This is a genomic window from Pseudoduganella sp. R-43, from assembly GCF_049913255.1.
Lineage (GTDB): Bacteria > Pseudomonadota > Gammaproteobacteria > Burkholderiales > Burkholderiaceae_D > Rugamonas.
The window spans coordinates 499,538-514,173 of the sequence record NZ_CP183988.1; the positions used below are offsets into that span (position 1 = coordinate 499,538).

9 protein-coding genes are annotated in these 14,636 nt (G+C 62.6%); 5 read left to right on the forward strand and 4 right to left on the reverse strand.

Annotated features, from left to right (window positions below):
* Position 1: 1 nt before the first annotated feature.
* Positions 2 to 631: an SRPBCC family protein gene (locus ACN9M3_RS02420; protein WP_082507173.1), complete on the reverse strand. Its 630-nt coding sequence runs from the start codon at positions 629 to 631 to the stop codon at positions 2 to 4.
* 87 nt (positions 632 to 718) lie between these two features.
* Here ACN9M3_RS02420 and ACN9M3_RS02425 point away from each other — a divergent pair, with 87 nt between their 5' ends.
* On the forward strand, positions 719 to 2,758 hold the full coding sequence (locus ACN9M3_RS02425) for an FAD-dependent oxidoreductase (RefSeq protein WP_426320330.1): 2,040 nt from the start codon (positions 719 to 721) through the stop codon (positions 2,756 to 2,758).
* Positions 2,759 to 2,763: 5 nt separating this feature from the next.
* Here the strand turns inward: ACN9M3_RS02425 and ybaL are convergent, their stop codons facing one another.
* The 3 genes from ybaL to ACN9M3_RS02440 all read right to left on the reverse strand — a co-directional run bounded on the left by ybaL (position 2,764) and on the right by ACN9M3_RS02440 (position 7,272).
* Positions 2,764 to 4,485: a YbaL family putative K(+) efflux transporter gene (ybaL, locus tag ACN9M3_RS02430; RefSeq protein ID WP_426320332.1), complete on the reverse strand. Its 1,722-nt coding sequence runs from the start codon at positions 4,483 to 4,485 to the stop codon at positions 2,764 to 2,766.
* A gap of 122 nt (positions 4,486 to 4,607) precedes the next feature.
* Positions 4,608 to 5,729 (reverse strand): beta-ketoacyl-ACP synthase III, encoded by a 1,122-nt coding sequence (locus ACN9M3_RS02435; RefSeq protein WP_426320334.1) that lies wholly within the window; start codon positions 5,727 to 5,729, stop codon positions 4,608 to 4,610.
* A gap of 112 nt (positions 5,730 to 5,841) precedes the next feature.
* Entirely contained in the window at positions 5,842 to 7,272 is a 1,431-nt protein-coding gene (locus ACN9M3_RS02440) for a S41 family peptidase (RefSeq protein ID WP_426320336.1), read from the reverse strand.
* A 286-nt stretch (positions 7,273 to 7,558) separates the two neighbouring features.
* Between ACN9M3_RS02440 and ACN9M3_RS02445 the strand changes: the two genes are divergently transcribed.
* The 4 genes from ACN9M3_RS02445 to ACN9M3_RS02460 all read left to right on the forward strand — a co-directional run bounded on the left by ACN9M3_RS02445 (position 7,559) and on the right by ACN9M3_RS02460 (position 14,611).
* Positions 7,559 to 8,131: a hypothetical protein gene (locus tag ACN9M3_RS02445; RefSeq protein ID WP_426320338.1), complete on the forward strand. Its 573-nt coding sequence runs from the start codon at positions 7,559 to 7,561 to the stop codon at positions 8,129 to 8,131.
* A 108-nt stretch (positions 8,132 to 8,239) separates the two neighbouring features.
* Positions 8,240 to 10,417 (forward strand): TonB-dependent receptor plug domain-containing protein, encoded by a 2,178-nt coding sequence (locus tag ACN9M3_RS02450; RefSeq protein WP_426320340.1) that lies wholly within the window; start codon positions 8,240 to 8,242, stop codon positions 10,415 to 10,417.
* Positions 10,418 to 10,469: 52 nt separating this feature from the next.
* On the forward strand, positions 10,470 to 12,476 hold the full coding sequence (locus tag ACN9M3_RS02455) for a M13 family metallopeptidase (RefSeq protein ID WP_426323668.1): 2,007 nt from the start codon (positions 10,470 to 10,472) through the stop codon (positions 12,474 to 12,476).
* A gap of 107 nt (positions 12,477 to 12,583) precedes the next feature.
* The gene (locus ACN9M3_RS02460) at positions 12,584 to 14,611 is read left to right on the forward strand and encodes a M13 family metallopeptidase (protein WP_426320342.1); all 2,028 of its coding nucleotides are present in this window, start codon (positions 12,584 to 12,586) and stop codon (positions 14,609 to 14,611) included.
* Positions 14,612 to 14,636 lie beyond the last annotated feature (25 nt).

The following is a 14,636-nucleotide window of genomic DNA, read 5'->3' on the forward strand; positions in this document are numbered from 1 at the left end:
TTTAAGGAACGCTGGGCACTCCGCCCAGGCCGCGTGCCAGTTCGGACTGTTTCGGCAGCGCCGGTTGGCGTTCCAGGTGGGCCAGCACCGCATTCATCATGCGTTCGATATCGCCGCGGATGATGTTGGTGCCCAGCAGGCCCGGCACGTAGAAGTTCGGCATCAGGCGCCCGCTATACACCACGCGGGTGCCGCCGGTTTCCGGAATGGGAATCAGTTCCCAGCGCGCCTCGTAGTGTTTCATGTCCCCCGAAACCAGGGCGATGTCGATCGACGACATCGGCTGCTCCGTTGCACGCACGACAAGATGGATGGAGCGCGACATGAACAGGAAGCGCGCCGTGCCAAATTGCTCAATGATGACTTCGTTACCATTCCGGGAAAGCACCCGGCACGACGCCATGTCGGGCACGAATTCTTCCATGCGGTCGTAGGTCGTGAGGGTGCGCCAGACTGTTGGCAGGGATGCATGAACGGTGCCGCTGGCGTTCACTTCATAGAGCTGTTGCGCGTCTGCCTTCACCCGGTTGACGGACACTTCCAGCTTGGGAATCTCCAACCGGGCCGCCTGGCCCGCGCCGAACGCGGGCGCGGTAAAACCGAGGAACAGTACTAATAACAGTCGCTTCATGCTACCAGCGTAAGGGAACTGGTGGCAGAATACAAGCGCCGCGCGCTTCCATCGTTAGACAGCGCACTGAACTCCCGCCTTACCCCTATGACCACGAATTTCCCGCATCTCCTCTCGCCCCTCGACCTGGGTTTTACCACCTTGCGCAACCGCGTCATCATGGGTTCCATGCACACGGGGCTGGAGGATCGCTTCTTCAATTATGACAAGCTGGCCGCCTTCTACCGCGAGCGCGCCAGGGGCGGGGTAGGGATGATCGTGACCGGCGGCATCTCGCCGAACCGCCAGGGCTGGCTGCTGCCCTTTGGCGGCACCATGAACTTCATCGGCGACGTGTTCAACCACCGCAAGCTGACCCGTGCCGTGCACGAAGAGGGCGGCAAGATCCTGATGCAGATCCTGCACGCAGGGCGCTATGGCTACCAGCCGTTTGCCGTGTCCGCCTCCGACAAGAAATCGCCGATCTCGCCCTTCAAGCCGAAGGCGCTGACCGAAAGCGGCATCGAATCGACCATCAAGGCCTACGTGCGCGCCGCCAGGCTGGCGCAGAAGGCCGGCTATGACGGCGTCGAGGTGATGGGCAGCGAAGGCTACCTGCTGAACCAGTTCCTCTGTGCCCGCACCAACCTGCGCACCGACCGCTGGGGCGGCAGCATCGAGAACCGCATGCGCCTGCCGGTGGAAATCGTGCGCCGCATGCGCGATGCGGTCGGCCGCGACTTCATCATCATGTACCGGCACTCGCTGCTGGACCTGGTGGACGGCGGCAATACCTGGGAAGAGGTGGTGACTGTCGCCAAGGCCTTGCAGCAGGCCGGCGCCACCATCCTCAACACCGGCATCGGCTGGCATGAGGCGCGCGTGCCGACCATCGTCACCTCGGTGCCGCGCGCCGCCTTCGCCGAAGTGGCGGGCCGCCTGCGCAAGGAGGTGACCATTCCCGTGGTCGCCTCGAACCGTATCAACATGCCGGCGGAGGCCGAGGACATCATCCGCCGCGGCGATGCAGACATGGTGTCGATGGCGCGCCCCTTCCTGGCTGATGCTGAGTTCGTTAACAAGGCCGCTGCCGGCCGCGCCGACGAAATCAATACTTGCATTGGATGCAACCAGGCCTGCCTTGACCACACTTTCCAGAACAAGCGCGCCAGCTGCCTGGTGAACCCGCGCGCCTGCCATGAGACGGAGCTGGTGTACAAGCCCGCTGCGGCTCGCCGCAAGGTAGCGGTGGTCGGCGCCGGTCCTGCCGGCTTGTCGGCTGCGACGGTGGCGGCGGAATGCGGCCACGACGTCACCTTGTTCGACTCGGGCGACCGCATTGGCGGCCAGTTCAATATCGCCCGGCAGATCCCGGGCAAGGAAGAATTCAACGAAACCCTGCGCTACTTCGGCCGCAAGATCGAGTTGACCGGCGTCAAGCTGCAGCTCAATCACCGCGTCACGCGCGAAGAACTGCTGGCGGGCGGCTATGACGACGTGATCGTCGCCACCGGCATCCGTGTGCGCAAGCCGAAGATCGACGGCATCGACCATCCGAAAGTGCTGTCCTATCTCGACGTACTGCGCGACAAAAAGCCGGTCGGCAAGCGCGTGGCCATCATTGGAGCGGGCGGCATCGGCTTCGACGTCGGCGAATACCTGTTGCATAACCCTGAGCATGCGCTGCCCCTGGCAAAGGAGCATTGGACTGCCGAATGGGGCGTCGACCTGCACGCCAAGACGGGAGGCGGCCTGGTGCCGGCAAGGGCGGCGGAGCCGGTGCGCCAGCTCTACCTGCTGCAGCGCAAGACCAGCAAGCTCGGCGCCGGCCTTGGCAAGACGTCGGGCTGGGTGCACCGCGCGGTACTGGCGCGCAATGGCGTGGTGATGATCCCCGGCGTGCAGTACAAGCGGATCGACGACCATGGCCTGCACATCCAGGTTGGCGAAGAAGAACGCTTGCTGGCAGTGGATAACGTGGTGATCTGCGCCGGCCAGGAAAGCCTGACTGAACTGATGCCGCCGGAAGGCGAGGCAGCTGCGGCAGGCGCCCCGCGCTTCCACAAGATCGGCGGCGCCGCCCTGGCAGCAGAACTCGACGCCAAGCGCGCCATCAAGGAAGGCGCGGAGTTGGCAGCGCGGCTGTAGGCGCGCTAGGCGTGCGTCCTGCCGATTTCGCCGGCGACGTGCGCCGCCATCGACTTGGCCAGCTCCTGCTCGCCGATGAAGATGACGCCGGCGCGCTCGCTGCGCAGCAGGGCAGCCTCCTCTTCGCTGTGCGTGCGCACCGCGATCTTGATATCCGGATTCAGCGCGCGCGCCGTTTCGATCATGGCGCGCACGTGGAAGGTATCCGGCGTCGCCACCACCAGCATGCGCGCCTTGTGGATATGGGCCTGGATCAATACCGCAGGTTCGCCAGCATTACCCGCCACGGCGGCGATGCCTTGCTGGCGCAGCTGGTCGACCAGCTCGCGATTCTGCTCCGCCACCACGTAATGGATGCCCTGAGCCGCCAGCTCTTCAGCAATATTCCTGCCCACGCGGCCATAACCGACCAGCACCACCTGGCCTTCCAGCTTGGATTGCGCGGTCGTCATCGGCAACTCTGCCAGCGGATCGGCGGTGCGCGCATATTGCGCCGCCAGTACCTTGTTCTTGCCCAGCATGCGCTCCAGCGGGCCAGCGAGCAGGAACATCAGGGGGTTCAAGGCGATCGACAGGATAGCGCCGGCCAAGATCAGGCTTTGGCCTTCATGCGGCAGCAGCCCAAGCGAGATGCCCAGCGCCGCCAGGATGAAGGAAAACTCGCCGATCTGCGCCAGGCTGGCCGACACCATCAGCGCCGTGCTGGCTGGATAGCGCAGCAGCACCACGAGCGCGAAGGCCGCAATCGACTTGCCGAACAGGATAATGCCCACCACAGCAAGAACGCGCAGCGGCTGTTCAACCAGGATCAACGGCTCGAACAGCATGCCGACCGAAACGAAGAACAGCACCGCGAACGCATCGCGCAATGGCAGCGATTCATGCGCGGCGCGATGGCTCAGCTCGGATTCGCGCAGCACCATGCCGGCGAAGAACGCGCCCAGCGCGAAGGAGATGCCGAATAGTACGGTAGCCGCATAAGCGATGCCCACTGCCGCAGCGATCACGCACAGGGTGAACAGCTCGCGCGAATTGGTGCGCGCCACCTGCCACAAGATCCACGGGAACAGCTTGCGGCCCACCAGCAGCATGAAGCCGACGAACAGCGCCACCTGGCCCAGCGTGACAGCCAGCGCCTTGAGCACGCCGCCTTCAGCTGCAGCGTGGCCGTGGGCGCCGGCAGCATCGCCAGCATTGCCGCCAAGTGCGCCAGCAAGGGCAGGCAGCAGCACGAGCACGAGAACGGTTACCAGGTCCTCGACCACCAGCCAGCCGACGGCAATGCGGCCATTGAAGGAATCCAGCGTGCCGCGCTCCTCCAGCGCCCGCAGCAGCACCACCGTGCTGGCCACCGACAGCGCCAGGCCGAACACCAGGCCGCCGCCCAGGCTCCAGCCCCAGAAATGCGCCAGCGCCATGCCCATGCCGGTCGCCGCCGCGATCTGCAGGATGGCGCCGGGCAGGGCCACCTTGCGCACTTCCCACAAATCATCCAGCGAAAAATGCAGGCCGACGCCGAACATCATCAGCATCACGCCGATTTCAGCCAGCTGGCCGGCTATCGCGCTGTCAGCGACAAAGCCAGGGGTAGCAGGACCAATCAGGATGCCGGCTGCGAGATAGCCGACCAGGGCGGGAAGTTTGAGGCGGGTGGCGATAAAGCCGAAGACGAGACCGAAGCCAAGGGCCGCGGCAATAGTGGTAATCAGGCTGATGTCATGCGGCATGCAGGGCCTCCTTTCGCAAGGAGTATAACCGCATGAAAGTCGGGGTCAGGTCTGGCAATCCGCCACTTTTTTCGCATCGCGAAAAAAGTGGCGGATTGCCAGACCTGACCCCGACTTTTATCTTAGGCTTTACGTACGACGACGGAGCCGATGGAGTAGCCGGCGCCGAAGCTGCAGATCACGCCGTAGGAGCCGGACGGCAGGTCGTCCTGATGCTTGTGGAAGGCGATGATGGAGCCGGCCGAGGAGGTGTTGGCGTAGGTGTCCAGGATCACCGGCGCTTCCAGCGGCTCGGCGTCGCGGCCGAGGATGGTGCGGGAGATCAGCTGGTTCATGCTCAGGTTGGCCTGGTGCAGCCAGAAGCGGCTCATCTGCTCAACCTTCAGGCCGGCGCGGTCGATCGATTCCTTGATCATTTGCGCTGCCATCGGGCACACGTCCTTGAATACCTTGCGGCCTTGCTGCTTGAACAGCTTGTCCGGCGCGCCGATGCCGCTTTCGTCGAAGCGGTTCATGAAGCCGAAGTTGTTGCGGATGTTGTTGGAGAAGCTGGTCTTCAGCTTGGTGTCCAGGATGTCCCACTGGTGTTTGGATACGGCGCCTTCCTTGGCTTCCACGATGATCGCAGTGCAGGCGTCGCCGAAAATAAAGTGGCTGTCGCGGTCGCGGTAGTCCAGGTGACCGGAGGTGATTTCCGGATTCAGGATCAGTACCGCGCGCGCCTGGCCACTCTGCACCGCGCCAACCGCAGTCTGGATGCCGAAGGTGGCCGAGGAGCAAGCCACGTTCATGTCGAAGCCGAAGCCGTCGATGCCCAGCGCCTGCTGCACTTCCACTGCCATGGCAGGGTAGGCGCGCTGCATGTTGGAGCAAGCCACCAGCACCATGTCAATGTCCGCCGGGATGCGGCCGGCGCGGTCCAGCGCCTGGCGTGCAGCTGCCACGCAGATCTCGGCCTGCAGCGACAGTTCTTCGTTGCTGCGCTCGGGAATGCGCGGGGTCATGCGTTTCGGGTCCAGGATGCCGGTCTTTTCCATCACGTAGCGCGACTTGATGCCGGACGCCTTTTCAATGAAGGCTGCGCTGGATGGCTCCAGGGCAGTCACGGTGCCGGCTGCGATGGCGGCGGCGTTTTCCGCGTTGAACAGTTCGGCGTAGGCGTTGAAGGCGGTGACCAGCTCTTCATTGCTGATCGAGTTCGCTGGAGTAAAGAGGCCGGTTCCGCTGATGACGGCTTGTTTCATGGTCAATATTTCTTTCTTAGAATGGGTCAGGCGACCGGTAAGATGGCCGATTTTACCGCATCGGCAACGAAAAACGGCGCCCCAGGGGGCGCCGCCTTAACCTTTGCCAGCTTTATTTCTTCGGTGGCGGATCCAGCTTGACCAGCTTGGATTCGGCCTTGGCCAGTTGCACCGGAACGCCTTGCAGGTGGTTGAGTGCCTGCTTGAGCTGGAAATCGTCGCCACTGCCATATTCCAAAGGCTTGCGCTTCTTCTCGGCAGCCAGGATGCGCATCTGTTCTTCCAGCTCGTCGCGCGGGGCCTTGCCGGCTTCCTGCTCGCGGTCGTTGCTCAGGTGTTTGGCGAGGTCGGCTTCGCGCATGCGCAGGCTGTTCAGGCCGTCGCCATCCTCGTTCTCGTCCACCGGCAGGTCAGGCGAGATGCCTTTGGCCTGGATCGAGCGGCCGTGCGGCGTGTAGTAGCGCGCGGTGGTCAGTTTGACGGCGGTATCGGCGGTCAGCTGGCGAATGGTTTGCACTGAGCCTTTGCCGAAGGTCTGCGAACCGATGATGGTGGCGCGCTTGTAATCCTGCAGGGCGCCGGCCACGATTTCGGAGGCCGAAGCGGAGCCGGTATTCACCAGCACGGCCATCGGGATGTGCTTGACCGCTTCCGGCAGCTTGGCCAGCGGATCGCCATCGCCGCGCAGCGAGTAGTATTCGGCGCGGCCGTAGAAGATCTGTTTCGAGTCCGGCAACTGGCCGTTGGTCGAGACGATCGGGGTGTCCTTCGGCAGGAAGGCTGCCGCGACGCCGATCGCGCCCTGCAGCACGCCGCCCGGGTCGTTGCGCAAGTCCAGGACCAGGCCCTTCAGGTGCGGGTCCTGGCGGTACAGTTCGGTGATCTTGGCCGCGAGGTCATCCACGGTGGGTTCCTGGAATTGCGAAATGCGCACCCAGGCATAACCCGGCGAGACGATCTTGGCCTTCACGCTCTTCTGGTGGATTTCTTCGCGGTTCAGCGTGAATTCCAGCGGCTGCGGCTCATCCTTGCGCATGATCGTCAGCATTACCTTGGAACCCGGCTCGCCGCGCATCTTCTTGACCGACTCATCCAGGCTCAGGCCTTTCAGCGAGGTGGTATCCAGGCGGGTGATCATGTCGCCCGGCTTGATGCCGGCGCGGTAGGCCGGCGAATCCTCAATCGGAGCCACGATCTTGATATAGCCTTCGTCGCCCTGGGCGATTTCAATGCCGAGGCCGACGAACTTGCCTTGCGAACCTTCACGCAGTTCGGCATAGGCTTTCTTGTCGAGGTAGGCGGAGTGCGGGTCGAGCGAGGCGACCATGCCGGAGATGGCTTCGGTCAGCAGTTTCTTGTCTTCCACCGCTTCCACATAATCGGATTTGATCAGGCCGTACACATCGGCAAGCTGCTTGAGTTCTTCCAGCGGCAAGACAGGGTCAGCCTGCTTTTGTGCCATCGCCGAAAACTGCAGGGATACCGCTACCCCCGCGACCACGCCAAGGCCGATCAGCCCAGCGTTCTTGAGTTTCTTGCCCATGTGTCACCTGTTCCGAATACAGCGGTTAACTCGTCCGCCATTGGAATTCAGTATAAACCTGATTTTCAGCAATCGTAGCTGCCAGCATGGAATAAATCCTTTTAAAAGCCACGATAAATTCATAACTTTGTAGGTGTTTGCCAATGTGTTTACCAGAGTAAGTATTTGTAAGAAAGCCAGACCGACTGCGCTGCCAGGCCTACACTGGGTTCGCTATTTCTCTCTACCCGAAAGTGGTTTATGCCTGCGGCACCCCCGCAGGCATCTTTTTTTCCGGAGCAATAATATGAAACTGATACGCACTGCCCGTGCCGCCTGGCTGGTATTGGCCATGGCTGTCGCGCCTGCTTTTGCCGTGCCGGTCATGGACATGCGCGCCGAAGACCTGGTGCCCATGGCTTCCGAATTTCGCAAGTCCCTGAACCTGAACGCGAACCAGCAGACCCTGTGGGCCAAGGTGGAGAGCCAGAGCAAGGCATTGCTGCGTGAGCGTAAAGCGCGCCGCGAACGCCTGCAGGAAGCAACCAAGCTGGGTTTGCAGGCCCAGAATGTCGAATTGCGTGACCTGCAGGCCGGCCTTGAAGCCGAGCAGGCTGCGACCGCGGCCGAGGACCGCCAACTGCGCGAATGGTGGCTGGGCATCAATGACGCGCTGGACGATGGCCAGCGCCAGGCAGCGGCAAAGTTTCTCGTAGACCAACTGATCCGCATGGAGGAAGGCCCTGGCGGAAGCCGTGGGGAACGGCCATCGGGCGAGGAGGGCGGCCATCGCGGCGGCCACGGCGGACGCGGTGGCATGGGCGGTCCGGGTGGCGGCGCCGGCGTCAGCATTGGCGGCGGCTCTGGCCGCGGCATGTAGCAAGTATCGTAAAGTAACAATGGCGGCGGCCCTGTGCCAGCCGCCGGGGTGGGGATTACAATGCCTGCGCGGCGCCAACCGGCCTGCCGCGTGTAATGTTGCCCACTCATGAAGAAGTTGATCCCTTTCGCCGTGGTGACCCTGGGAGCGGCCAGCGGTGCCGCAGCCCAGCAGGAAGCCATCAAAGCTGCTGATAACGTCGTCCCCCAGGTCACCATCAGCGGCGGCCGCCAGGACGATATGACGGAGCGCCGCAACTCCACGGCGGGCAAGCAAGTGTTCGGCCGCGAAGAACTGGACCGCAACGGCGACAGCAATATCGGCGACGTCTTGAAACGCCTGCCGGGCATCACGCTCGGTGGCCGCGCCGGCCGCGGCGGCGAGGTACGCATGCGCGGCCTGGGCAGCGGCTATACCCAGGTGCTGGTCAATGGCGAACGCCCGCCAGCCGGCTTCTCAATGGAATCGCTGTCCCCTGACCAGGTCGAACGCATCGAAGTCATGCGCGGCCCGGTGGCCGAGCACAGCACCCGCGCCATCGCCGGCACCATCAATATCGTGCTGCGCGACGGCTACCAGATGCGCGACATGCAGGTAAAGGCATCCGACCGCCTGGAGCAGGGCCGCCATTCGCCGGAGCTGTCGGTCACAGCGCCGGGAAAGTCGGGCGCCCTGAATTACACCTTGTCGGCATCGGTCAACGTCAACCGCCAGCATGACAGCACCCGCACCCACAACACGGAAGTTGAAGCCGATGGCGACCTGGCCAAGGAGCAGTTCCTTGAAAGCGAAAGCGCCGGCAGCACCAAGGGCCTGCACCTGACGCCGCGCTTCTCGTACAAGTTCGAGAACGGCGACACGCTGAACTTCCAGACCTTCCTGATGCACCAGAAGTCGCATAGCGCGGCGCAGACCAACCTGTCGCAGCCGGTCGGCAGCCAGCCGCCGGAGTACAACCTGGCGCAGCAGACCAGCGACGGCGACGTCACTTTCCTGCGAGGCTTCGGCAATTGGGTGCACCGCCTGCAGGGCGCCAGCAAGCTCGATGTGAAGTTCGGCTTCGGCCTGGGCAAGCGTGACAGCGATTCGCTGCGCTACCAGTACGACACGCAAGGCACGCTGCTGGACCGCTTTACCGATACCGACAACACCAGGGACAAGAGCCTCAACACCGGCGGTAAATACACCGCCCCAATCGGCGCCGGCCATTTGCTGGCCGCCGGCTGGGACCTGGAAGCCAGCCACCGCGAGCAGGTGCGCGTATCGCTGGACAGGAACGGCAACGCGCAATTCGCCGATTCCGGCGACAACCTGGCCGCAGACACCCGCCGCGCCGCCTTGTTCGCGCAGGACGAATGGGACATCACGCCGCAATGGTCGGCCTATGTCGGCGCGCGCTGGGAAGGCATCCGCACCACGTCCGACCGCAGCAGCGGCACCATCAGCAACACCAGCAAGGTCTTCAGCCCGCTGCTGCACGCAGTCTGGAAAATCCCGGGCCACGAAAAAGACCAGGTGCGCGCCAGCCTGACCAAGAGCTACAAGTCGCCCAATGTGCAGGACCTGATCGCCGCGCCGTTCCTGTCGCGCCTGAACAGCGCCACCAGCCCTGACCGTACCGGCAACCCGAACCTGAAGCCGGAACTGGCCACGGGCCTCGATCTCGCGTATGAACACTACCTTGGCCGCACCGGCATCGTCAGCGTCAGTGGTTTCGTGCGCAATATCGACAACTTGATTCGCCGCGAACTCACGCTGCAGCAAACCGAGCTTGGCCAGCGCTGGGTTTCTTCGCCGGCCAACATCGGCCATGCCCGCACCAGCGGCATCGAACTAGAAGCCAAGTTCGCGCTGTCCGAGCTGATGGACAATGCGCCGCAGATCGACTTCCGCAGCAACTACAGCCATTTCTGGTCGAAAGTCGACGGCATCCCAGGCCCTGACAACCGCCTTGACCAGCAAGCAAAACAGACGGCCAACGTGGGCATGGACTACCGCCTGAAAGACATCCCGCTCACGCTTGGCACAAGCTACAACTGGACGCCGGCCATCCGCACCCAGGTGAGCGACAAGCAAGTAGTGGAAGCCAGCCGCAAACGCGTGCTGGACATGTATGCGCTGTGGCGTTTCGACAGCCGCACGCAGATCCGAATCAGCGCCAACAACCTGTTGGCGGATGATGCAACCGGGTACAACCTGGTCAATGCAAATGGGCTCGCCGTACAAGGAGCCACACTGAACCCCACCTATACCCAGTGGAGCGTTCGACTTGAAACCAAATTCTAAAGGGACAAAGAGAGTGAAACGACACATCCTGAGCACCATTACCCTGAGCCTGATGGCGGCATTCGCCCACGCAGGCGGCCACGAAGGCCACGAGCACACTTCGGCCCCGACTTCCGGCATCGACACGCAGTACATCGACAAGAACGTGCGTGCCCAGGACGACTTCTTCGAGCACCTGAACGGCGGATGGCTGAAGACCACTGAGATCCCGGCCGACAAGTCGAGCTGGGGCTCCTTCGCCAAGCTGCGCGACGACACCCTGTTCCAGCTGCGCGACTTGATCCAGGGCCTGCAGGGCCAGAAAGGCCTGAAAGGCGACGACGCCAAGATCGCCGCGCTGTACGCTTCCTACATGGACGAAGCCAAGCTGGAAAAGCTGGGCGCCAAGCCGCTGGCCGGCGAGCTGTCCAGGATCCGCGGCCTGAAAGACAAGAAGGGCATTCCTGCGCTGATCGCCCACTTCAACAAGAGCGGCGTGCCGGCGCCATACGGCGTGTTCGTCAGCCAGGACGCGCGCAACTCGACCCAGTACGCCGCCCACATGGGCCAGTCCGGCCTGGGCCTGCCCGACCGCGAGTACTACCTGAAGAAAGACGACGCCAAGATGGCGGACGCGCTGGCCAAGTACGAGCTGCACGTGGCCAAGATCCTCGGCCTGGCCGGCAACAAGGATGGTGCCGAAAAAGCCAAGGCCATCGTGGCACTGGAAACCGAACTGGCGAAGGCGCAATGGTCGCGCGTCGACAACCGCGACCCGGTCAAGCGTTACAACAAGATGGAAATCACCAAGCTGGCTGAGATCGCGCCAGGCTACGACTGGAAGGCATCCCTGGGTGCCACCGGCATCGCCGCCAAGACCGATACCGTGATCGTGGCACAGCCAAGCTACATGACCGAGTTCGCCAAGCTGGTTGAAAGCACCCCGCTGGAAACCTGGAAGGCCTACTTTGAATGGCAACTGCTGCGCGATGCTTCGCCATACCTGTCGAAGGATTTCGACCAGGCTAACTTCGACTTCTACGGCACCGTGCTGACCGGCGTGACCGAACAGCAGCCACGCTGGAAGCGCGGCATTGGCGTGGTGGAAGCCTCGATCGGCGAAGGCATGGGCAAGCTGTACGTGGCCAAGTACTTCCCGGCCGAGCGCAAGGCGCGCATGGAAGAACTGGTGAAGAACCTGCTGGCGGCCTACAAGCAGAGCATCGACAGCATCGACTGGATGGGCGCTGAGACCAAGAAGCAGGCGCAGGACAAGCTGGCCAAGTTCACCCCGAAGATCGGCTACCCGAACAAATGGCGCGACTACAGCAAGCTGCAGTTCAAGGAGGGTGACCTGATCGGCAACCTGGGCCGCGCCGCCGATTTCACCTACAACCGCAACCTGGAGAAGTTGGGCAAGCCGATCGACAAGGAAGAGTGGGGCATGACGCCGCAGACCATCAATGCCTACTATCGCGCGACCGCCAATGAAATCGTGTTCCCTGCCGCGATTCTGCAGCCGCCGTTCTTTGACATGAAGGCTGACGATGCCGTCAACTACGGCGCGATCGGCGCTGTGATCGGCCACGAAATCTCGCACGGCTTCGACGATTCGGGCTCGCAGTACGACGGCGACGGCAACTTGCGCGACTGGTGGACTGCCGCCGACCGCGCCGCCTTCAAGGTCAAGGCGGACGCCATGGTCAAGCAGTACAGCTCCTACGAGCCGGTGCCTGGCTATAACATCAACGGCAAGCTGACCCTGGGCGAGAACATCGCCGACAATTCGGGCCTGGCCATTGCGTACAAGGCGTACAAGATCTCCCTGGGCGGCAAGCCTTCGCCGGTGATCGATGGCCTGAGCGGCGAACAGCGCGTGTTCATGGGCTTCGGTCAGGTGTGGCGTACCAAGATGCGCGAGCAGCAGGCGATTGTGCAGATCAAGACCGACCCGCACTCCGCCGGCCGCTTCCGCGCCAACGGCACGGTGGTCAACCAGCCAGCCTTCTACGAAGCCTTCGGCGTGAAGGAAGGCGACAAGATGTACGTGAAGCCGGAAGACCGCATCATCATCTGGTAATCATTGTTTTGCTAAAAAGCCACGCAGCCGCGTGGCTTTTCTTTCAACGTTTCACCCCGGCGTGCTAGAGTCGCGCGATACCGTCACATCTACCTAGGAGGGTAACCTTGAAACGCAAGATCCTGAGCGCCGTCATCATCGGCCTCTTCGCTGCAAACGCTGCTATCGCGGCCGGCAAGCCTGCACAGAAATCCGGCATCGAAGCCGCCAACATGGACAAGGCAGTTCGTGCCCAGGACGACTTCTACCAGCACCAGAACGGCACCTGGCTGAAGAACACCGAAATCCCGGCCGAGCGCTCCACCTGGGGCACCTTCGTCCAGCTGTCCGATACCGTCCAGGCGCAACTGCGCACCCTGATCGAAGAAGCCGCTGCCAAGGGCGGTAACGCCGACGCCAAGCGCGTAGGCGACATGTACGCCGCCATGATGGACGAAGCCCGCGCCGAGCAACTGGGCCTGACCCCGCTGGCCGGCGAACGCGCCCGCATCGCAGCCCTGAACGACAAGAAGCAGCTGGCAGCCCAGTTCGCGCACTTCTCGCGCATGGGCGTCAGCAGCCCGTTCGACGTCGGCATCCACCAGGACAATAAGGACTCGACCCGCTACGTGGCCGACCTGTCCCAATCCGGCCTGTCGATGCCAGACCGCGACTACTACCTGAAAAAAGACGACGCCAAGCTGGCCGATACCCTGGCCAAGTTCGAAACCCACGTTGCCAAGATGATGGCGCTGGCAGGCGACAAGAACGCCGCCGCTACTGCCAAGGCCGTGGTCAACGTCGAAACCCGCATCGCCCAGATCCAGTGGACCAAGGTCGAACTGCGCGATCCGGTCAAGGCATACAACAAATACGAAATCGCCAAGCTCAAAGAGCTGATGCCAGGCTTCGACTTCGACACATGGTTCGAAGGCGTGCATATCAACGGCAAGGTGAAGGACGTGATCGTCAGCCAGCCAACCTACCTGCAGGCGCTGGATAAAGTCATCGCCGAAGTGCCGATGGAAGACTGGAAGGCCTATATGGACTACCGCCTGCTGGCGACTTTGTCGCCAGAGCTGTCCAAAGCCTTCGTTGACGAAAACTTCTCCTTCTACGGCACCACCCTGAGCGGCGCCACCGAACTGCGCCCACGCTGGAAGCGCGCCGTATCCCTGACTGAAGGCTCGATGGGCGAAGCGGTCGGCAAGCTGTACGTTGCCAAGCACTTCCCGCCGGAAGCCAAGGCCCGCATGGAACAGCTGGTGAAGAACCTGCTGCTGGCCTTCAAGCAAAGCATCGACACCCTGGAGTGGATGAGCCCTGAGACCCGCAAGGAAGCCCACGCCAAGCTGGCCAAGTTCACCACCAAGATCGGCTATCCGAACAAGTGGCGTGACTACAGCGCGCTGGAAATCAAGCGCGACGACCTGGTAGGCAACGTGATCCGTTCCAGCCAGTTCGAACACGAACGCAATGTGAACAAGCTGGGCAAGCCGATCGACCGCGACGAATGGCTGATGCCACCGCAGCAGATCAACGCCTACTACAACCCTGAGATGAACGAGATCGTGTTCCCGGCCGCCATCCTGCAGCCGCCATTCTTCGACATGAAGGCTGACGACGCGGTCAACTACGGCGGCATTGGCGCCGTGATCGGCCACGAAATCTCGCACGGCTTCGACGACCAGGGTTCGCAGTTCGACGGCGACGGCAACCTGCGCAACTGGTGGACCGAAGAAGACGGCAAGCGCTTCAAGGAGCGCACCGGCATCCTGGTCAAGCAGTACGGCGAATTCGAAGCCCTGCCAGGCTACAAGGTCAATGGCGAACTGACGCTGGGCGAAAACATCGGCGACAACTCCGGCCTGGCCGTGGCCTACAAGGCCTACAAGCTCTCGCTGAAAGGCAAGAAAGCGCCTGTGATCGACGGCTTCAGCGGCGACCAGCGCTTCTACATGGGCTGGGCGCAGGTGTGGCGCACCAAGTACCGCGACGCAGCGCTGATCTCCCGCATCAAGGCCGACCCGCACTCGCCAGGCCCGTTCCGCACCAACGGCACGCTGCGCAACCAGCCAGGCTTCTACGAAGCCTTCGGCCTGAAGGACGGCGACAAGCTGTACCTCGCACCAAAAGACCGCGCGATCATCTGGTAAAAACCGGTACTGCAGTGTCTGACCC

Excerpts from the sequence above, each read along its gene's own strand:
- ACN9M3_RS02420 (WP_082507173.1), bottom strand. The coding sequence starts at position 631 with ATGAAGCGACTGTTATTAGTACTGTTCCTCGGTTTTACCGCGCCCGCG.
- ACN9M3_RS02425 (WP_426320330.1), top strand. The coding sequence starts at position 719 with ATGACCACGAATTTCCCGCATCTCCTCTCGCCCCTCGACCTGGGTTTT.
- ybaL (WP_426320332.1), bottom strand. The coding sequence starts at position 4,485 with ATGCCGCATGACATCAGCCTGATTACCACTATTGCCGCGGCCCTTGGC.
- ACN9M3_RS02435 (WP_426320334.1), bottom strand. The coding sequence starts at position 5,729 with ATGAAACAAGCCGTCATCAGCGGAACCGGCCTCTTTACTCCAGCGAAC.
- ACN9M3_RS02440 (WP_426320336.1), bottom strand. The coding sequence starts at position 7,272 with ATGGGCAAGAAACTCAAGAACGCTGGGCTGATCGGCCTTGGCGTGGTC.
- ACN9M3_RS02445 (WP_426320338.1), top strand. The coding sequence starts at position 7,559 with ATGAAACTGATACGCACTGCCCGTGCCGCCTGGCTGGTATTGGCCATG.
- ACN9M3_RS02450 (WP_426320340.1), top strand. The coding sequence starts at position 8,240 with ATGAAGAAGTTGATCCCTTTCGCCGTGGTGACCCTGGGAGCGGCCAGC.
- ACN9M3_RS02455 (WP_426323668.1), top strand. The coding sequence starts at position 10,470 with ATGGCGGCATTCGCCCACGCAGGCGGCCACGAAGGCCACGAGCACACT.